This window comes from Chitinivorax sp. PXF-14 (assembly GCF_040812015.1).
GTDB lineage: Bacteria > Pseudomonadota > Gammaproteobacteria > Burkholderiales > SCOH01 > JBFNXJ01.
In genome coordinates, this window is sequence record NZ_JBFNXJ010000007.1 from 68,895 (window position 1) to 87,943 (window position 19,049).

Genomic DNA, 19,049 nt, shown 5'->3' on the forward strand with positions numbered 1-19,049 from the left:
TGGGTCATGATGGGTTCGGCTCCAGATGTAGTCCCAATCGCGCGCCCAGGCAAATGGATTCGACCATGCGCAGAAACGGAGGCCGGTCGCGCCATCCGCGCCGGCTGTGACACAATGCGGGCAGCCATCCACCGCCCCTTCCACACATGAATCCAGCCATCACCCCGGGCCTCATCGTCCTGCACGGCAACCAGCTCGAACTGCTGCGCGACGCGGTATTCGCCTGGCTCAGGGAGACCCCGCTCGGCCCGCTGGAACAGGAAACCTTCCTAGTGCAATCGAACGGTGTGGCGGAGTGGCTGAAGATCGCGCTGGCCGAACGCCAGGGCATCTGCGCGGCGACCAGCGTCGCGCTGCCGGCGCGTTTCCTGTGGGATTGCTACCGCGCGATGTTCGGCCAGGCCGAGGTGGCGCGCCGCTCGGCCTTCGACAAGGCCGCGCTGAGCTGGCGGCTGATGCGCCTGCTGCCCGACCTGCTCGGCGAGCCCGATTTCGAGCCGTTGCGCCATTTCCTCGCCGACGGCGAGGCCGAACGCCGGCTGCAGCTGGCCAGCCGCCTGGCCGACCTGCTCGACCAGTACCAGGTCTACCGCGCAGACTGGCTCGCCGACTGGGCCCAAGGCCGCGACCAGCTCAGGCGCGCACAGGGCGACGTGATCGAGCTGGCGCCCGATCAGCGCTGGCAGGCACGGCTGTGGCGGGCCATCCTCGCCAGCATGGACGACGCGGCCCGCGGCAAGGGCCGCGCGCACCTGCACCGCCGCTTCGTCGATGCCATCGAGTGCGGCGAGCAGCCGGTGGCCCCGCTGCCGCGCCGCGTGGTGCTGTTCGGCATCTCCGCGCTGCCGCACCAGACGCTCGAGGCGCTGGCGGCGCTGGCGCGCCACACCCAGGTCATCCTCGCCGTGCCCAACCCCTGCCAATACCACTGGGGCGACATCATCGACGGCCGCGAGCTGCTCAGGAGCGAGCGCAGGCGCCAGCAGCTCAAGGGAGGACAGGAGCTGGCCTGCGTCCCGCTCGAAGCGCTGCACGCAGCGAGCCACCCGCTACTGGCGGGCTGGGGCCGCCAGGGGCGCGATTTCATACGCATGCTCGATGCCTTCGACGATGCCGAGGCCACGCGCGGGCGCTTCGCCAACCTGCGCATCGACCTGTTCAGCGAAGGCGATGGCGATACGCTGCTGGCGCAAATGCAGGCGGCGATACGCGACCTCAGGCCGCTGGCCGAGCACCCGCACGGCGTGCCGGCCACAGCCGACCGCTCGATTGAATTCCACATCGCGCACAGTGCGCAGCGCGAGGTCGAAATCCTCCACGACCGTCTGCTCGGCCTGCTGGCCGAGCCACAGGCGGCGCCGCTCAAGCCGCGCGACATCGTCGTCATGGTGCCCGACATCGAGTGCTTCGCGCCGGCCATCCGCGCCGTGTTCGGCCAGTACAGCCGGCACGATGCGCGTTACCTGCCGTTCGAGATCGGCGACGTGCGCGACCGCAGCGTCAACCCACTGCTGGTTGCACTCGACTGGCTGCTACGGCTGCCGCAGCAACGCTGCCGGCAGAGCGAGGCACGCGATCTGCTCGACGTGCCGGCGCTCGCTGCGCGCTTCGGCCTCGACGCCGAGGACCTGCCGCTGCTCGGCCAGTGGATCGAGGGTGCCGGCGTGCGCTGGGGCCTCGACCTGGCGCACCGCGAGGGCCTCGGGCTCGGCGCGGCAGGCGAGCAGAACGCCTGGCTGTTCGGCATCCGCCGCATGCAGCTCGGCTACGCCAGCGGCGGCGAGGCGAGCTTCGCCGGCATCGAGCCCTATGCCGAGGTGGGTGGTCTCGATGCCGCGCTGGCCGGCTCGCTCGCGCTGTTCGTCGAGGCACTGCTGCGCTGGCGGGCCTTGCTCGCCGAGCCGGCGTCGCCGGCCACCTGGGGCCTGCGCGCACGCGAGCTGCTGGCGGCGTTTTTCGCGGCCGACGACGAGGCCGACAAGCTCACGCTGGCGCTGCTCGACGGCGCCCTGCAGCGCTGGCTCGAAGCCTGCGACGACGCCGGCTTCGTCGAGCCGGTGCCGCTCGCGGTGCTGCGCGAGGCCTGGCTCGGCGCGCTCGACGAGCCCACGCTCAATCACCGCTTCGTGTCGGGCGGCGTCACTTTCTGCACGCTAATGCCGATGCGCGCGATCCCGTTCCGCGTGGTGTGCCTGCTCGGCATGAACGATGGCGACTTCCCGCGCCGCGCGCCGCGCGCCGACTTCGACCTGCTGATCCAGCCCGGCCTGGCGCGCCCCGGCGACCGCTCGCGCCGCGACGACGACCGCTACCTGATGCTGGAGGCGGTGCTGGCCGCGCGCGACAAGCTCTACCTGAGCTGGGCCGGCCGCAACGAGCGCGACAACAGCGTGCAGCCGCCATCGGTGCTGCTGTCGCAACTGCGCGACTACCTCGCGGCGGGCTGGCAGCTCGACCTCACCACGCTCACCACCGAGCACCCGCTGCAGCCGTTCAGCCGCCGCTATTTCGAACAGGGCGGGTTGACCACCTATGCACGCGAATGGCGCGCCGCCCACGCCGGCCCCGACGCGGCCCCTGCCGCACTGCCGGATGCCGCGCTGGACGAGGATTTCCGGCTCACGCTGGGCGAGCTCGCGCAATTCGTCCGCAAGCCGGTGCAGTATTTCTTCCGCCGCCGCCTCGGCGTGGTGTTCGCCGACGATGCCGTGGCCGGCGAGGACGACGAGCCCTTCGGCCTCGATGCGCTCGAGCACTACCACATGGCCGACACCCTGCTCGACGACAGCGGCGAGCGCGAGACGCCGGCCGAGATCCCGGCCAGGCTGCGACTGCGCGCCGAACGGCTGCAACGCACGGGCCTGCTGCCGGTCGGCGAGCTCGGCAGCCTGTGGCGCGACGAACTGGTGCACAGCCTGGCCCCGGTGCGCCAGGCCTGGCTCGCGCTGTGCGAGCGCTTTCCGCTCGAAACCGGCAAGCTGCCGCTGAGCTTCGAACACGCCGGCATCACGCTCGACGACTGGCTCGACCGGCTGCATGGCGACGGCCGGCGCAGCGTCTGGCTCGCCCAGACCGCGAGCAAGACGATGAATGGCAAGGACGAACCGCGTGCCGACAAGCTCGTCGACAGCTGGCTCAAGCAGCTCGCGAGCGCCGCCGCCGGCCACGACACCGGCGGCTACCTGCTTGGCCGCAACGCCATCATCGAGATGCAGCCCTTGCCAGCCCCCGAGGCCCGAGCCACGCTCGCCGCGCTGATCGACTGCTGGCGCGAGGGCCTGAGCCGGCCGCTGCCAACCGCGCTCGCCACCGCACTGGCCGTACTGCGGGACGGCAACGCGCAGGAGGCCTACGACGGCGGTTTCGAGCGCAGTGGCGACGTGGCCGAGCCCTGTCTCGCGCGGCTGTGGCCCGATTTCGAGGCCTTGAGCGGCGAGCCCGACTGGGAGCCATGGTCGCGCCGGCTCTATGCGCCATTCGCCGACTGGCTCGCACAGGTGAACGTCGTGGCGATCGCCACCGACGCGGAGGACGAGGCATGAGCCATATTCTTGAACCGCTGGTGTTCCCTCTGCACGGCTCGCGTCTGATCGAGGCCAGCGCCGGCACCGGCAAGACCTGGACCATCGCGGCGCTCTACCTGCGCCTGGTACTGGGCCATGGCGACGAGCAGGCGTTCGCGCGGCCGCTGCTGCCGGCGGACATCCTCGTCATGACCTTTACCCGCGCCGCCACGCGCGAGCTGTCCGACCGCATCCGCGCCCGCCTGGTCGAGGCGGCGAAGTGCTTTCGCGGCGAGGCGCAGGCCGAGGGCGACGCCTTCCTGGCCGCGCTGATCGACGCCTACCCGCCCGGCACGCCCCGGCTGCAGGCCGCCTACCGCCTGACGCTGGCGGCCGAGGCGATGGACGACGCGGCCATCTTCACGATCGATGCCTGGTGCCAGCGCATGCTGCGCGAACACGCCTTCGACAGCGGCAACCTGTTCGACGAAGCGCTGCTGAGCGACCAGACCGCACTGTTCGACGATGCCGTGCGCGACTACTGGCGCCAGCAGGTGTACCGTCTCGACGGCCCGGCACTGGCGGCGCTGCTGCAATGCTGGTCCGATCTCGGCGCGCTCGCGCAGGCCACGCGCCATCTGGTGAACCACGCGGGGGAACTGGCGCCGCCGGAGATGCCGCTCGCACCGCTGATCAACGGCTTCCGGCGCGAGCAGCAGGCCGCGCTCGCGCAGCTCAAGCACGGCTGGGTCGAGCGCGCCGGACGCATGCAGGCATGGCTCACCGCACAGCTGGCGGACAACCCGAAATGCTTCAACGGCACCAAGCTCAAGCTGGAGCGCGCGCTGGGCTGGTTCGACGCGCTACGCAGCTGGGCCGCCGACCCCGCCCAAACCCGGCCCGAACTGAACGACACCGCCTGGAACCGCCTCGCCCCGGACGGCCTGCTGGACGCCTGCAGCAAGGGCGTCAGCCTCGCCGTGCCGGCCGATTTCGACGCGGTATCTACGCTGCAGGCAGCGCTGGCGGCGCTGCCTGAGCTCAAGCCGCTGCTGCTCGCCCACGCCAGTCACCGCATTGCCGCGCGCATGGCGGAACTCAAACGCTGGGGCCGGCAATTCGGCTTCGCCGACATGCTCGAGCGGCTGCGCGCGGCGCTTGAAGGGCCGCACGGCGCAGCCCTGCGCACGCGCATCGTGGGCCAGTTCCCGGTCGCGCTGATCGACGAGTTCCAGGACACCTCGCCGGCACAATACCGCCTGTTCGACCTGCTCTACCGCGTCGCCGACAACGAGCCAGCCCACGCGCTGCTGCTGATCGGCGACCCCAAGCAGTCGATCTACGGCTTCCGCGGCGCCGACATCCACAGCTATCTCGCCGCGCGCCGGGCTACCAGCGGGCGGCACTATGTGCTCGACACCAATTTCCGCTCGACCGGGCCGCTGGTCGCGGCGGTGAACCGCGTGTTCCTCCATGCGGAGGGTGCCGACGGGCGGCCGGGCCACGCGGCGGGCGCCTTCCGTTTCCGCCGCGACGGCGACAACCCGCTGCCCTACGAGGCGGTGCAGGCACGCGGCCGCGCCGAGCGGCTGTGCGATGGCCAGGGCGAGCAGCCGGCGCTGACGCTGTGGCAGGCGCCGGCCGACGACCTCAAGGCCGATGACTACCGCCGGCTGTTCGCCGCGCGCTGCGCCGAGCACATCGTGCAGCAGCTCAACGATGCGGCCGTCGGTTTCCGCCGCGACGCGCCCGACGCAGCTTTCACGCGCCTCAAGCCGGCCGACATCGCGGTGCTCGTGCGCGACCGCAACGAGGCCCAGGCGGTGCGCCGGGCGCTGCAGCAGCGCGGCGTGGCGAGCGTCTACCTGTCGGACAAGGAATCGGTGATGGAAGGCCAGGAGGCCGCCGACCTGCTGCGCTGGCTGCAGGCGGTCGCAAACCCGCTCGATGGCCGTCTGGCGCGCGCCGCCTTCGCCACGCCGAGCGCGGACCTGCCCTTGCCCACGCTGGCCGCGCTGGCGAGCGACGATCACGCCTGGGAAGCACGCGTCGAGCAACTGAAGGCGCTGCACCTGAGCTGGCAACGCCAGGGCGTGCTGGCCATGCTGCGCCGGCTGATCCACGAGCTCGACCTGCCGGCGCGGCTGCTCGCCACGCCGGGCGGCGAGCGCCGCCTGACCAACCTGCTGCACCTGGCCGAGCTGTTGCAGGGCGCGAGCCAGCAGCTCGACGGCGAGCAGGCGCTGATCCGCTGGCTCGCCGAGCAGATCGAGAGCGGCGGCGAGGCCGGCGACGAGCGCATCCTGCGGCTCGAAAGCGATGCCGAGCTGGTCAAGGTGATCACCGTGCACAAGTCCAAGGGGCTCGAATACCCGCTGGTCTACCTGCCCTTCGCGGTGACGGCGCGCCCGGTCGAGCGCCGCAATCGCAGCTTCGTCGATTATGTCGATGCCACGGGTCAGCGCCGGCTCGATCTGGCGCTGTCGGAGCCGGCCATGGCGGCGGCCGAATCGGCACGCCTGGCGGAAGACCTACGGCTGCTCTACGTGGCGCTGACGCGGCCGCGCCATGCGCTGTGGCTGGGCATCGCCGCGCTGCCCGCGCGCAGGAAGGGCGAAAACCGCCTGCACGAATCGGCTCTCGGCTATCTGCTGACCGGCGGCGCCGCGCTGGCGGCCGGCCAGCTGGCCGCCGCGCTCGATGCCTTGCGCGGCGGCAATCCGCATATCGCGATCGAGACGGTGAGCCGCGATGTCGGCCACACCATGCTGTCGCGTATCGAGGCACGCCCGCCGCTGATCGACGCGCCGGTGTACCGCGCCGATTTCGAACGCGACTGGGGCATCGGCAGCTTCAGCGCGCTGACCCGCGCCATGGCCACGCCTGTCCACGCCCTCCCGGTGCCGATCCACGCGCTGCAGCAAAAGCTCATGGATGCGGAGATCGCCACGCCGGCGCCCACCGCCGACGAGGCGCCGTGGCACCGCTTCCCGCGCGGCGCCCTGCCCGGCAACTTCCTGCACGAGCAGCTCGAATGGCTGGGCCACGAAGGCTTCGCCAGCGTCCACGCGCCAGCTTTCGACGTGCGTCTCGCGGCCCGCTGCGAGCGCGCCGGCTGGGAACACCGCCAGGAGGACGTGATCGCCTGGATCAAACAGGTAGCGGTGACACCGCTGCCGCCGCTCGGTGCGGCGCTCAGCGACATCCGCCACGCCGTGCCCGAGATGGAGTTCTGGTTCCCGGCCGATGGTCTCGATGCTGCCGAGCTCGATCGCCTGTGCCACGGCAAGCTGCTCGACGGGCGGCGCCGGCCCGCGCTGCCCGTGCGCAAGCTGCAGGGCATGCTCAAGGGCTACATCGACCTCGTGTTCGAGCACGAGGGCCGCTACTGGGTCATCGACTACAAGTCGAACGCGCTCGGCGCCGGCGATGCCGACTATCACGCTTCGGCGCTGGCCGACGCCATGGCGGCCCACCGCTACGAAGTGCAGGGCGCCCTCTACCTGCTGGCGCTGCACCGGTTGCTGAAAAACCGCCTCGGCGCACACTATGACCCGGCGCGGCAGCTCGGCGGCGCGATGTTCCTGTTCCTGCGCGGCATCGCCGGGCCCACGCACGGCTGCCACCTGCTGCCGGCCGACACGGCGCTGCTCGATGCACTCGACAGCCTGATGGGCGATGCGACGGAGGCCACGGCATGAACACCACGCTGCTCGACCATCTCGACACTCTGGCCGAAACAGGCCAACTGCGCCGCCTCGGTGCCGCGTTCGCGCGCTTTGTCGCCTCGCTCGGCGAGGCGGGCCCACCGCTGATCGTCGCCAGCGCCCTGCTGTCCGAGCTTGAAGGGCGCGGCCACAGCTGCCTGCAGCTCGATGAACTGGCCCGCGAGCCCGGCACGCTGCTCGGCTGGCCGCCGGAGACCTGGCAGGACCTGGCCGCCAGCGCCGGGCCGCTGCCTGACGATGTCGACGGCTGGCGCCGTGCGCTCGCCGTCTGCACGCAGGTGTGGAACTGCGATCTCGCCGACTGCGCGCAACCGCTCGTGCTCGACGGCCAGCGCCTCTACCTGCGCCGCTACTGGCGCGACGAGACGCGGGTGGCGCGGGCGGTGCGCGAGCGGGCGGCGATGGCACGCGAGGTGGATACGGCGGCCATCCAGCACTGGCTCGGCCGCCTGTTCGATACCGGCGACGACCGGCCGGACTGGCAGCAGGTCGCCTGTGCCGTCGCGGTGCGCGCCGGTTTCTCGGTGATCACGGGCGGCCCCGGCACCGGCAAGACCTACACCGTGGCGCGCCTGCTGGCGCTGCTGTTCGCGCTCGCCGACGAGCCAGGCCGCCTGCGCATCGCACTCGCGGCGCCAACGGGCAAGGCGGCGGCGCGCCTCAAGCAGGCGATCGACCAGGCGCTGACGGCGCTGGCCGGCAAGGTCGGCACGGCCCTGCCGCTGGCCGCGCTGATGGCGCGCATGGGTGCGGCGCGCACGCTGCACAGCCTGCTCGGCGCGCGGCCCGACACGCGGGCCTTCCGCCACCACGCGGGCAACCCGCTCGACGTCGATGTGCTGATCGTCGATGAGGCCTCGATGGTGCATCTCGAAATGATGGCCTCGCTGCTCGACGCGCTGCCACCGCAGGCCATGCTGATCCTGCTCGGCGACAAGGACCAGCTCGCCTCGGTCGAGGCCGGCGCGGTGCTCGGCGACCTGTGCCGCGACGCCGAGACCGGTGCCTACGATGCGGATACCGCAGCGTTTGTCGCCAACGTCACCGGCCATGCGCTGCCCGACGCCTTTCTCGGCCATGGTGGCGCACTCGCCCGGCAGACCGTGATGCTGCGCAAGAGCCGCCGCTTCGGCGGGCCGATCGGCGCGCTCGCGCTGGCCGTCAATGCCGGCGACCCGGTGGCGGCGGAGGCCTGCCTGCGTGCCGGCGCCGACCCGGCCCTGGCCTGGCATGCCGGCACCCACCAGGCCGCGCTGCTCGATCTCGCGCTGGCCGGCCGGCCCGGCGCCGAGGGCGGCTACCGCGCCTACCTGTCGCTGCTCGGCCAGCCGCCGGCCGACGCCACCGCGCACGAAGACTGGGTGCGCCAGGTGCTGCTGGCCTTCGAGCGCTTCCGCATCCTGTGCGCAGTGCGCGAGGGCGAGTGGGGGGTGAGCGGGCTCAACCAGGCGATCGAGCAGCATCTCGACGCACAGGGGCTGATCCGCCGCCGCGGCGAGTGGTATGTGGGGCGGCCGGTGATGGTGACGCGCAACGACTACGGGCTCGGCGTGTTCAACGGCGATATCGGCATCACGCTGGCCGACCCGCAGCGGCCCGATGCGCTGCGCGTGTACTTCCTCGAGGGCGAGGCGGTGCGCTCGGTGCTGTCGACGCGCCTGCGCGATGTCGAGACGGCCTACGCGATGACGGTGCACAAGTCGCAGGGCTCCGAGTTCCTGCACACGGTGCTGGTGTTGCCGCCCGAGCCGGTGCCGGTACTCGCGCGCGAACTGGTCTACACCGGCATCACGCGTGCGCGCGAGCGTTTCACGCTGGTATCGCCCGAGCCGTCGGTGCTGCGCATCGCCATCGAGAAACGCACGCGCCGCGCCAGCGGCCTGCGCGACCGGCTGGCCTGAGCCGCTTCTAGGCCTTGCCGACTGCCGCGCGCGGCGCGCCGAATGTCGGCAGCCGCTCCGCCAGCTTGCGCGTCACCAGCGAGATGGCGAGGATCAGCAGCAGCGAGACGGCGAAATCGACGGCCAGCCAGCCCGTCGGGTGGATGAAGAAATGCGTGTGCAAGATGTAGATTTCCAGCACGCAGGCGGCAAACGGCTTGAACGGCGCGTGCACCCAGGCCGGCAGGTGCAGCCGCAACAGGCCCTGGATCACGAACAGCGCCAGCGCCGAAATCGCGACGAGCGAGGTCACCGGCGCGCCGAAGCCAAAACGCGCGATGGCGGCGGCCACGGCCAGTGCCACGAACAACAGCACGCTGTGGCGCACCGACGCCTGCCAGCGCTGGTTCACATAAGCCACACCGAAACAGAACGAGAACGCCGTCAGCCACAGCATGTGGCCGTAGCGGATGCGGTCGGACAGCACGAAGGCCGCCAGCAACAAGGCGAAGGTCGCCACGGTGCCGCCCGCACCGGGCCGCAGCAAGCGCGCCAGCAGCGGGTAGGCGATGTAGAACAGCAACAGCAGCGTGAAATACCATAGGCCACCGCCGAAGGGGCTCGGGTTGGGCAGGTAGAACCAGCTGAGAAAGCCGCTGAGCCCGGTCACGCCGAGCAGCGACTGCCAGCTGAAGATGCCTGCCCGCCCCTGCACCAGGAACAGCACCAGCAGCAGCAGATTGATCGCCAGCAGATCGGGCCCGAGCCGGCTCAGCTTGTTGCCGATGAAGCGGCCGGCGGCCGGCGTGGCGCCGTAGATATGGGCGGTGAAATAGCCCGAGGCAAAACCGAACAGGCACAGCGCGGCCGACACGACGATCCAGAACGCCGACGGCGGAAAGAAATGGCCGGCAGCAACGATGAGGATGGATGCGACCTTGGCGCTCTCGAAGTTGCGGCTGACATCCTGCGAAAACGCCATGAAATCTCGACTCCTTGCCTGGAACACGCGGCGGACATGCCTGCGTCATCGCCAGTGTCGCAGATTTTGCCGGGCAGGGGCAGTCGCGTCGGCGTCAGGCGCGCAGCTCGGCGAGACGCGCGTTGTGCTCCCTGAGCCAGCCGGGCAAGGCGTCGCCGGCCATCGGCCTGGCGATCAGGTAGCCCTGGCCCAGCGTGCAGCTCGATGCCTGCAGCAGGCGCCAGTCCTCCATGGTCTCGACGCCCTCCGCCACCGTGGTCAGCTTGAGGCGGTTGGCCATGTCCAGCGCCGACTGCAGGATCACGCGCAGGTGCTCGCGCTGGTGCGCGCCATGCACGAAGGAGCGGTCGACCTTGAGCTCGGTGAACGGGATGCGCGACAGCTGCTGCATCGAGGCAAAGCCGGTGCCGTAGTCGTCGATCGACAGCCCGAAGCCCTTGAGCCGCAGCCGCGCCAGCGTGCCGAGCGACATGCCGAGATCGGCCACGATGGAGCTCTCCGTCACCTCCCACACGATCTGCTCGGCCGCCAGCCGGTGGGCGTTGAGCAGCTCGGCCACCTCGGTGACGAATTCGGGTCGGTTCAGCAGCAGCGGCGACAGGTTGACGGCAACCGACAGCTTGAGGCCATGCGCGTTCCAGACCGCGGCCTGCTCGAAGGCCTGGCGCACCACTTCGAGCGTCAGATCGTGGATCAGCCCATGCGACTCGGCCAGCGGGATGAACTGCACGGGCGGAATCCAGCCGTGCTCGGGGTGCTGCCAGCGTGCGAGCGCCTCCACCCCCTTGATCATGCCGGTCTTCATGTCGACCTTGGGCTGGAAATGCACCGAGATCGTCCGCGACACGATAGCGTGGGCCAGCTCCGCGATGCTGGCCACGGGCGCCGGGCTGGTCACTGGCGTGTAATGGCCGGGGGTGTCGCGGTGCCGCAACAGCGCGGCGCGCAGCTGCGCCTCGGTCAGCGGCTTCTGCAGCGCGGCCAGCAACGGCAGGCCGAGCGCCTGGGCCATGGTCTCGACCGAGCTGATCAGCGTGCTGTCCTTGCTCGACGCCACGATCAGCAAGGCCGGCAGATGATGTTTGGCGAGCTGGTGGATGAACTCGACGCCATCCATGCCCGGCATTTCGAGGTCCACGATCACCAGCCGCGGGTGCGGCAGGGTGGCCAGTTTCAGCAGCCCCTCGGCGCCGTCCGCCGCCTCGTATACCTGGGCCATGCCCACCTTGCGGCACAGCTCCACGGCATGCTGCCGCTGCAGCGGGCTGTCGTCGACCACCAGCACGATGTCGATCGGCGGGTTGAGCGGATCAACGGCCATGGCGCTCGATCACTGTGGCAATGCGGTCGAGCGGGATGACCTCGCTGACGCCGCCCAGTGCAATCGCCTCCTTGGGCATGCCGAACACGACACAACTCGCTTCGTCCTGGGCATAGGTGGTGGCCCCCGTGCCGTGCAGCTCCTTGAGCCCGCGCGCGCCGTCGTCGCCCATGCCGGTCATGATGAAGCCGACCGCGTTGCGCCCGGCCGCCTTGGCCACCGAGCGGAACAGCACATCGACCGATGGCCGGTGGCGGCTCACCAGCGGGCCGTCGACCACCTCGACGTAGTATTGCGCACCGCTGCGCTTGACCAGCATATGCCTGCCGCCGGGCGCGATCAGCGCCAGGCCGGGTACGATGCGGTCGTTGCTGGCGGCCTCTCTCACCTCGATGCGCGACAGGCTGTTGAGGCGACTGGCAAAGCTCTGCGTGAACTTCTCCGGCATGTGCTGTACGACGACGATGCCCGGGCTGGTGGCCGGCAGCGCCGTCAACACCACCTCGAGCGCCTGGGTACCGCCGGTCGAGGTGCCCAGCGCCACGATCTTCTCGGTCGTCGGCAGGTGATGCGCCGCACCCGGCGCATCGAGAATGGCGTCGGCCGACAGCTTGGGCGCCGCCATGCGCTCGTTGATCAGCGCATCGACGCCGCCGGGGCGTGCCGCTGGCCGCTCGGCCCCGGCAGGCGCGGGCCGCAGCCGGTTCATGCGCGCCTGAGCTGCGGCGCGCACGGCCGAGATCAGGTCGGCGGAGCTGTCCTGGATGAAATCGCGCAGGCCGATCGAGGGCTTGGTGATAACACCGATCGCGCCGGCAGCGAAGGCCTGCATGGTCACGTCGGCACCCTTCTCGGTCAGCGACGAACAGATCACCACCGGGGTCGGGCGCGAAGCCATCAGCTGCTTGAGAAAGGTGATGCCGTCCATGCGCGGCATCTCGATATCGAGCACGATCACGTCGGGCCACACCGTCTTCATGCGCTCCATCGCGAACAACGGGTCGGACGCGGTGCCGACGATCTCGATGTCGCGGTGCTTGCCCAATACCTCCTGCATCACCTGCCGCACCACGGCAGAGTCGTCGACGATCAGTACCTTGATGCTCATGGCTAGGCCGGCACCGCCTGCGGCATGGAGGCGCCATAGCGCACCCACACGTCGCCGGTATCGAGTTGAAATCGCAGGTAGCGGTAGCCGCGGCCGCCGAGATCCTGGTTGATTGCCTTCAGGCCGGTGTCGGCGATCAGCGTGCGGGCGAACTCGGCGTTGATCTGCCCGACGCCCTCGGCCTGCTCGCGGTCGAACACGCGCGCGCCGCCGAACAGCTTGACCTCGCAGCCTTCGATATCGGCACCGTGCGCCGCCATCTGCCCGCACAGCAGCGCCATCGCCTCGTCGCCATAGCGCCCGTCGAGCGCCGCCGGAGCGCGCTGCGGCATGCCATGCCTGGGCAGCAGGAAATGGCACATGCCGCCGATCTGGCGGCGTGCATCCCACAGGGTGATGGCGACGCAGGAGCCGAGCACGGTTTCGATGCGCTCGTCGGGGCGGCCGACATAGACCTCGCCCGGGTTCAGGTAGACGCGGATGCTCATGGCGCGCGCTTCCGGTAGATCGACGGCATCACCAGCTCCAGCCCGCTGTCCATGCCGTGCAGGCTTTCCGAATGGCCGACGAACAGCCAGCCGCCCGGGCGCAGGTGCTCGGCCACGGCACGCACCACGCGCGCCTTGGTCGGCAGGTCGAAATAGATGATCACGTTGCGCAGAAACACCACGTCGAACAGGCCCAGGGATGAAGGCAGCCCCATCAGGTTGAGCTGCCGGAATTCCACTTTCTTGCGCAGTTCCTGTTGCACCAGGAACTGCCCCTCGTACTGCCCCAGCCCCTTGAGGCAGAAGCGTTTCAGGTAATCCTTGGGGATCTTTTCCCCGCGCGCCATCGGGTACAGGCCACGGCGCGCCGCCGCCAGCACGCGGCTCGAGATGTCGGAGCCGAACACCGCCCACGGCAGATGTGCGCGCGTCGCTTCGAGCAGCATCGCCACCGAGTAGGCTTCCTCGCCGGTCGAGCTCGCCGCGCTCCATATCTTCAGTGTATGCGAGCGATCGGCGCTCGGCAGGATTTGCTGCCGCAGAAAATCGAAATGCTTGTGTTCGCGGAAGAAGTAAGTCTCGTTGGTGGTGATCAGGTCGATCGCCTGCTGCCGCTCCTCGTCCTGCTCCGGCGCCATCAGCAGGTTGTAATAGTCCTTGAAGCTGGGGAGCCCGAGCATCCCCAGTCGCTTGACCAGGCGCCCGCTGACCAGCGATTTCTTCGAGCTCGACAGGTGCAGGCCGATCTCGCTGTGGAACAGCTGCCGCAGCAGGCGGAACTCCTCGTCGGACAGCGTGGATGGCGGCAGCATCATCGCACCCAATGGGGAGCCCCTCAGTCTGCGGTTTCTTCACCGTGCGTCAGGCCGATCAGCGCCGACATCTCGTCCACCGACAGCACCTGATGGATGTCGAGCGTGATGACGAAACGGTCGTTGCGGCTGAACATGCCCTCGATGAAGTCGGCGCGGATCTTGGCGCCGAACGAGGGCCTGGGCTCCATCTCGCTGCTGTCGAGCGTCAGCACCTCGTTGACGGCATCGACGATCACGCCGAGCGGCTGCATCTCCTCTTCCTGCGCCACCTCCAGGATCACGATGCAGGTGCGCCGCGCGATCTGCGTCTCGCTGCGGCCGAAGCGGATCGACAGGTCGATCACCGGCACCACCGCCCCACGCAGATTGATCACCCCGCGCAGGAAGGCCGGCATCAGCGGTATCTCGGTAAGGCCGCCAAATTCGATGATCTCGCGGATATGCTCGATCTGGATCGCAAACAGCTCCGCTCCCAGGGTGAACGTCAGGTACTGGCGCGTCTGTACCTGCTCCTTGGCCTTGACGGCCCTGCCGTTCTGCGTCGCAAGCTGGGACATGGGCGTATTCCTCAGAAACGGGTGAACGAGGTTTCGTCGACCGTCTCGTCACCCCGGCTCGCCTGTGCCGCGCGCGCGCGCGGCTGGGCGGCTGCGGCCTTGCGCTGGGCCGGGCGCTGGCCGACGACCTTGCGCCCCTGGCCATCCACCTTGAAGAAGGTGATCAGCTCCTGCAGCTGGATGGCCTGCGCGCTCATTTCCTCCGATGTCGACGACAGCTCTTCCGAGGCCGAGGCGTTCATCTGCGTGGTCTGCGCCAGCTGGGTCACCGCGGTATTGATCTGCTCCAGCCCGTTGGTCTGCTCGCGCGAGGCGGCAGTGATTTCCTGCACCAGGTCGGCCGTCTTGCGGATCGACGGCACCATCTGGTCGAGCAGGCCGCCGGCGCGCTCGGCCAGCGTCACGCTGTTGCCGGCCACCGAGCCGATTTCCTGCGCAGCGACCTGCGAGCGCTCGGCCAGCTTGCGCACCTCGGCCGCCACCACGGCGAAGCCCTTGCCGTGCTCGCCGGCACGCGCGGCTTCGATCGCCGCGTTGAGCGCCAGCAGGTTGGTCTGGTAGGCGATGTCGTCGATGATGCCGATCTTGTCGGCGATCTGGCGCATGGCCACCACCGTCTGTTTCACCGCGTCGCCACCTTCGGCCGCATCGGTCGACGATTTGCTCGCCATGCCGTCGGTGACGCGGGCGTTCTCGGCGTTCTGCGCCACAGTGGCGGAAATCTCCTCGACCGAGGCGCTGGTTTCCTCGACGTTGGCCGCCTGCTCCGAGGCATTCTGGCTGAGCGCCTGAGCCGAGGCCGACACCTCCTCCGAGGCCGAGGCCAGCGAATCGGCCGAGGTGCGCACGTCGGAGATGATGTCGGTCAGCTTGGTCACCACTTGGCGCAGGCTGAACAGCATGCTGCTGCTGTCACCCTGGCGCACCGGCACATCGACCGTCAGGTCGCCCTCGGCAATGCGCTGCAGCAGATCGACAGCATATTCGGGCTCACCGCCAACCTGGCGCGTGACAATTCTTGCCAGCAGGATACCCAGGGCGATCGATAGCCCAAAAGCGATCAATACCGCCACAATGGTCAACAGCCGTACGCTCGATACCATCTTGCTGTTTTGCTGGTTGGCGTCTTCGGCCTGCTTCTCGTTGTCGGTGGCAATCTCGTCAAACACCTTGTCGATCTTGCCGATCAGGATACGCAAGTCGCCGTTGATCAGCTTGGTCGCCTCCTGCTCCTGCCCGCCCCTGATCAATTTGATGGCGTTGTCGCTCATCTTGAGATAATCGGCTTGCATCACCTTGAACTCCTCGCGCCACCGCACCTCATTGGCGGAGGGCTCGGTTTTCAGGTACAGGTCCCAGAATTTGTTGGTCTTCTCGTTATACCCTTCGTATCTGGACACGGAGGCATTCAGGCCCTCGGGGTCGGCCGCCTGACTCATCATGCGCACCACCGTGCGTGCCGAAGCGACCATATTCACATTGGCTCGTCCCAGATTGCTGATGGCCAGCAGGTTGGTGACATAGATGCTCTCGCCACCCTCGCCGACCCGCTGGATGTTGATCACACCCCACGCGCCGATGATCAAGGTCAACATGGACGACAACACGAATGCCACCAGCAGCTTGGACCCCAGCTTCAACCTCATGAACCATCCCATTGCCGTCTCCTTAACCAATATTTTGTTGTGGACTGGACTGCTGCGACAGCGACGCGTCCCTAGCCGCCCCCTCGCTACGACTGGCACTCGTCACCAAGTGCGGTACATCGAGAATCAGCGCCACCCGCCCGTCGCCGAGAATGGTCGAGCCGCCGATGCCCTTGACCCGGGTGAACAGGCTGCCCAGCGGCTTGATCACCGCCTGGAATTCACCGAGCAGGCGGTCCACCACCAGGCCGGCGCGGGTCTGCCCGTACTGCACCACGACCAGGCTTTCGCGCCGTGGCGCCTCGCCCGGCAGCTCGAACAGCTCGCGCAGGCGCAGGTAGGACAGCGGCTCGCCGCGCAGATTGACGATATGGTGGGCATTGCCGGCCGAACTGTGGTCGGCGCATTCGATCACCATGTCGAGCGGGATGACGAACACGGCATCGTTCACCATGACCTGGAAGCCGTCGATGATCGCCAGCGTGAGCGGCAGGCGGATGCGCACCGTGGTGCCCTGGCCGAACACGCTGAGGATATCGACCTCGCCGCGCAGCGATTCGATGTTCTTTCTCACCACGTCCATGCCGACGCCGCGCCCGGACAGGTTGGTGACGGCCTCGGCGGTGGAAAAGCCGGGCTCGAAGACGAGGTTGAAGATCTCGCTTTCGCTCAGCACCTGGTCGGCGCTGACCAGGCCACGCTCGATCGCCTTGGCGAGTATGCGCTCGTGGTCGAGACCCTTGCCGTCGTCTGACACCTCGATGACGATGCTGCCCGACTCATGATAGGCATTGAGGCGCAGCGTGCCGGTGAGCGGCTTGCCGCGCTCCAGGCGCACCTCGGTGGGTTCGATGCCGTGGTCCATGGCGTTGCGCACGATATGCATCAGCGGGTCGGCGAGTTTCTCGACCATCGATTTGTCGAGCTCGGTCTCGGCGCCGGTGATGACCAGCTCGATGTTCTTGCCGAGATCCTTGGAGATGTCGCGCACCACGCGCGGAAAACGCTGGAACACCTCGCCGATGGGCACCATGCGCAGCGTCAGCGCGGCATCGCGGATCTGCTCGACCAACGCAGACAGCGTCTGCGTGGCCTCGTCGAACTGATTGTCCTGTTTCTTCTTGGCCACCAGGTTGGCGCCGGCGCCAGCGATCACCAGCTCGCCGACGAGGTTGATCAGCTGGTCGAGCTTGTTCACCTCGACCTTGATGAAACGCTGCTCCTGCGTGCGCTTCTCCTCGCCCTGCTTCTGCTTGGAGAGCGCGGCGGCGACCACCGTGCCGGGCACCAGCTTCTCTTCGACCAGCATGGTGCCGATCGGCTTGGGCGGGATCGGCTGCGCCTGTTGCTTGTCGAGAATGGCTTCAAGCTCGTGCTCGGTCAGCGCGCCGCCCTTGACCAGTATCTCGCCCAGCCGCTTGGGTGGCTCGGGCAGGGTTTCGATCAGCTTGATGTATTCGGCGATCTTGCTGTGCGGCGGAATGATGTGGATCTGGCTTTCATCGCGCACGAACTCGAAAACCCCGTCGATGGTCTGGCGGTCGGCATCCGACGCAAAATCGATCTCGAAGCCGAGGTAGCAGCTTTCCGGGTCCAGCTGCTCGGCGTCGGGCAGGTTGTCGACCAGCGTGTGCAGGTAGGTGATGCGGCCCAGCGTGGCGAGGTAGCGGATGAAGGACAGCGGGTCCATACCGTTCCTGAGCACGTCGATGCCGAAACGCAGCGACAGGTGCCAGGTGTCGGCATCGACATGGCCGCCGCCCTCGATCTCGACTGCCGCCTCGCTCGGCTCCGCCTGCGGGCTGGTGGTGGCGGGCAGGTGGACGGCATCCTTCACGCCGAGATAGCCGTTGAGCCCCGCTTCGAGGTCGATGCGCGCCGCTGGATCGGGGTCGTCGCGTTCACGGCCGTCCTCTATCATATCGATGAGCGCCGAGATGTAGTCGCCGCAGCGTAGCAACAGCGACAGCATGGCCTCGTCGATGGCGAGCTTGCCGTTGCGCACGCGGTCGAGCAGGCTCTCGACGATATGGGTGAAGGCCACCACGCCGTCGAGCGCGAACAGCCCGGCCGAGCCCTTGATGGTGTGGGCCGCGCGGAAGATGGCGTTGATCGCCTCGGGCGTCGCGCCACCCTGTTCGATATCGAGCAGCGCCGCCTCCATCGCGGCCAACAGCTCCCTCGCCTCCTGCACCAGCGCACTGCGTGCGGCATCGAGCTCCATGGCGGCCCCTAGTTGAGATGGGTGATCAACACCGGGTCGCCCAACACCCCGGCCAGGTTGAGCAGGTCGATCACGCTCAGCGCCGCGGCACTATGACGCACGAAGCTCAGCTGCCTGGCGGTGCGCGCCGCCTCGCGCTTGAGCATGAGCATGAGCTGCACACCCGAGGTATCGATCTCGTCCACGTGCGACAGGTCGATCTCGATGTCGTGGCCGCTCGCCAGGCACTCCAGCAGGGCCGGCTTGAGCTCCGCGGCACGAAAGATGTTGAATTCACCTTCGATGCGAGCCAGGATACGCTCGCCTTGTTGCTCGATGACCAGCGCCATGATTGGCCCTCAGCGGGTGCGGTGGGTTAAGGGAGAATCAGCTTGGCTACGGCATCCAGCAGGATAGGCGGCTGGAATGGCTTGATCACCCAGGCACGCACGCCGGCCGCCTTGCCTTCGGCCTTCTTGGTCTCGTCGGCCTCGGTGGTAAGCATGATGATGGGCGTGAACTTGTAGTTGGGCAGCTGCTTGGCCGCCTTGACGAAGGTGATGCCGTCCATGTTCGGCATGTTGACGTCGGAAATGATCAGGTTGAACTTGCGCCCGTCGAGCTTGGTCAGCGCGTCCTTGCCGTCCACCGCCTCCACGACCTCGTAGCCGGTACTTTTCAGGGCAATCGCCACGGTCTGCCGCAGGCTGAAGGAGTCATCCACGATCAGGATGGTCTTGCTCATTACTCGATACCTCGGTGGTTGGCATACCTAGCGTTATAGGTGAGCGAACGGCAGCTAGACAAGATGAGACGCG

13 protein-coding genes are annotated in these 19,049 nt (G+C 68.4%); 3 read left to right on the forward strand and 10 right to left on the reverse strand.

Annotation, left to right across the window (positions count from 1 at the left end; genetic code table 11):
• The first annotated feature begins 146 nt into the window (after positions 1-146).
• From recC to recD, 3 genes are read left to right on the forward strand one after another with little or no spacing between them, the layout of a single operon-like run.
• A complete protein-coding gene (gene recC, locus ABWL39_RS10465; RefSeq protein ID WP_367790189.1) occupies positions 147-3,542 on the forward strand; it encodes an exodeoxyribonuclease V subunit gamma in 3,396 nt (1,131 codons plus the stop codon).
• Positions 3,539-7,204, forward strand: a complete 3,666-nt coding sequence (recB, locus tag ABWL39_RS10470) for an exodeoxyribonuclease V subunit beta (RefSeq protein WP_367790192.1) — start codon at positions 3,539-3,541, stop codon at positions 7,202-7,204. The genes recC and recB overlap by 4 nt, the downstream gene beginning before the upstream one ends.
• Entirely contained in the window at positions 7,201-9,132 is a 1,932-nt protein-coding gene (gene recD, locus ABWL39_RS10475) for an exodeoxyribonuclease V subunit alpha (RefSeq protein ID WP_367790196.1), read from the forward strand. The genes recB and recD overlap by 4 nt, the downstream gene beginning before the upstream one ends.
• Before the next feature lie 7 nt (positions 9,133-9,139).
• Here the strand turns inward: recD and ABWL39_RS10480 are convergent, their stop codons facing one another.
• The 10 genes from ABWL39_RS10480 to ABWL39_RS10525 all read right to left on the reverse strand — a co-directional run bounded on the left by ABWL39_RS10480 (position 9,140) and on the right by ABWL39_RS10525 (position 18,976).
• Positions 9,140-10,093: an acyltransferase family protein gene (locus tag ABWL39_RS10480; RefSeq protein WP_367790200.1), complete on the reverse strand. Its 954-nt coding sequence runs from the start codon at positions 10,091-10,093 to the stop codon at positions 9,140-9,142.
• Between the two features lie 94 nt (positions 10,094-10,187).
• Positions 10,188-11,414: an EAL domain-containing protein gene (locus ABWL39_RS10485; RefSeq protein ID WP_367790203.1), complete on the reverse strand. Its 1,227-nt coding sequence runs from the start codon at positions 11,412-11,414 to the stop codon at positions 10,188-10,190.
• Positions 11,404-12,522, reverse strand: a complete 1,119-nt coding sequence (locus tag ABWL39_RS10490) for a chemotaxis response regulator protein-glutamate methylesterase (RefSeq protein ID WP_367790207.1) — start codon at positions 12,520-12,522, stop codon at positions 11,404-11,406. Before ABWL39_RS10490 ends, ABWL39_RS10485 begins: the two co-directional genes overlap by 11 nt.
• Positions 12,523-12,524: 2 nt before the next feature.
• Complete coding sequence (locus tag ABWL39_RS10495; protein WP_367790210.1) at positions 12,525-13,010, reverse strand: chemotaxis protein CheD; 486 nt, start codon at positions 13,008-13,010, stop codon at positions 12,525-12,527.
• Positions 13,007-13,825 (reverse strand): protein-glutamate O-methyltransferase CheR, encoded by an 819-nt coding sequence (locus ABWL39_RS10500; RefSeq protein WP_367790531.1) that lies wholly within the window; start codon positions 13,823-13,825, stop codon positions 13,007-13,009. Before ABWL39_RS10500 ends, ABWL39_RS10495 begins: the two co-directional genes overlap by 4 nt.
• Before the next feature lie 20 nt (positions 13,826-13,845).
• Positions 13,846-14,382: a chemotaxis protein CheW gene (locus ABWL39_RS10505; RefSeq protein ID WP_367790213.1), complete on the reverse strand. Its 537-nt coding sequence runs from the start codon at positions 14,380-14,382 to the stop codon at positions 13,846-13,848.
• Positions 14,383-14,393: 11 nt separating this feature from the next.
• Complete coding sequence (locus ABWL39_RS10510) at positions 14,394-16,040, reverse strand: methyl-accepting chemotaxis protein (RefSeq protein ID WP_367790216.1); 1,647 nt, start codon at positions 16,038-16,040, stop codon at positions 14,394-14,396.
• A gap of 10 nt (positions 16,041-16,050) precedes the next feature.
• Positions 16,051-18,252, reverse strand: coding sequence for a chemotaxis protein CheA (locus ABWL39_RS10515; RefSeq protein WP_367790219.1), 2,202 nt, complete (start codon positions 18,250-18,252; stop codon positions 16,051-16,053).
• An 8-nt stretch (positions 18,253-18,260) separates the two neighbouring features.
• Positions 18,261-18,581 carry a lipid asymmetry maintenance protein MlaB gene (locus tag ABWL39_RS10520; protein WP_367790223.1) on the reverse strand — a complete coding sequence of 107 codons (321 nt, stop codon included), beginning with the start codon at positions 18,579-18,581 and terminating at the stop codon, positions 18,261-18,263.
• Positions 18,582-18,607: 26 nt separating this feature from the next.
• Positions 18,608-18,976, reverse strand: coding sequence for a response regulator (locus ABWL39_RS10525; protein ID WP_367790226.1), 369 nt, complete (start codon positions 18,974-18,976; stop codon positions 18,608-18,610).
• Between the last annotated feature and the right edge of the window lie 73 nt (positions 18,977-19,049).

What these genes read in the sequence shown, in the direction of transcription:
- ABWL39_RS10490 (WP_367790207.1), bottom strand. Translation starts at nt 12,522, where the DNA reads ATGAGCATCAAGGTACTGATCGTCGACGACTCTGCCGTGGTGCGGCAG.
- ABWL39_RS10525 (WP_367790226.1), bottom strand. Translation starts at nt 18,976, where the DNA reads ATGAGCAAGACCATCCTGATCGTGGATGACTCCTTCAGCCTGCGGCAG.
- ABWL39_RS10505 (WP_367790213.1), bottom strand. Translation starts at nt 14,382, where the DNA reads ATGTCCCAGCTTGCGACGCAGAACGGCAGGGCCGTCAAGGCCAAGGAG.
- recB (WP_367790192.1), top strand. Translation starts at nt 3,539, where the DNA reads ATGAGCCATATTCTTGAACCGCTGGTGTTCCCTCTGCACGGCTCGCGT.
- ABWL39_RS10485 (WP_367790203.1), bottom strand. Translation starts at nt 11,414, where the DNA reads ATGGCCGTTGATCCGCTCAACCCGCCGATCGACATCGTGCTGGTGGTC.
- recD (WP_367790196.1), top strand. Translation starts at nt 7,201, where the DNA reads ATGAACACCACGCTGCTCGACCATCTCGACACTCTGGCCGAAACAGGC.
- ABWL39_RS10480 (WP_367790200.1), bottom strand. Translation starts at nt 10,093, where the DNA reads ATGGCGTTTTCGCAGGATGTCAGCCGCAACTTCGAGAGCGCCAAGGTC.
- recC (WP_367790189.1), top strand. Translation starts at nt 147, where the DNA reads ATGAATCCAGCCATCACCCCGGGCCTCATCGTCCTGCACGGCAACCAG.
- ABWL39_RS10500 (WP_367790531.1), bottom strand. Translation starts at nt 13,825, where the DNA reads ATGATGCTGCCGCCATCCACGCTGTCCGACGAGGAGTTCCGCCTGCTG.
- ABWL39_RS10520 (WP_367790223.1), bottom strand. Translation starts at nt 18,581, where the DNA reads ATGGCGCTGGTCATCGAGCAACAAGGCGAGCGTATCCTGGCTCGCATC.
- ABWL39_RS10515 (WP_367790219.1), bottom strand. Translation starts at nt 18,252, where the DNA reads ATGGAGCTCGATGCCGCACGCAGTGCGCTGGTGCAGGAGGCGAGGGAG.
- ABWL39_RS10495 (WP_367790210.1), bottom strand. Translation starts at nt 13,010, where the DNA reads ATGAGCATCCGCGTCTACCTGAACCCGGGCGAGGTCTATGTCGGCCGC.
- ABWL39_RS10510 (WP_367790216.1), bottom strand. Translation starts at nt 16,040, where the DNA reads ATGGGATGGTTCATGAGGTTGAAGCTGGGGTCCAAGCTGCTGGTGGCA.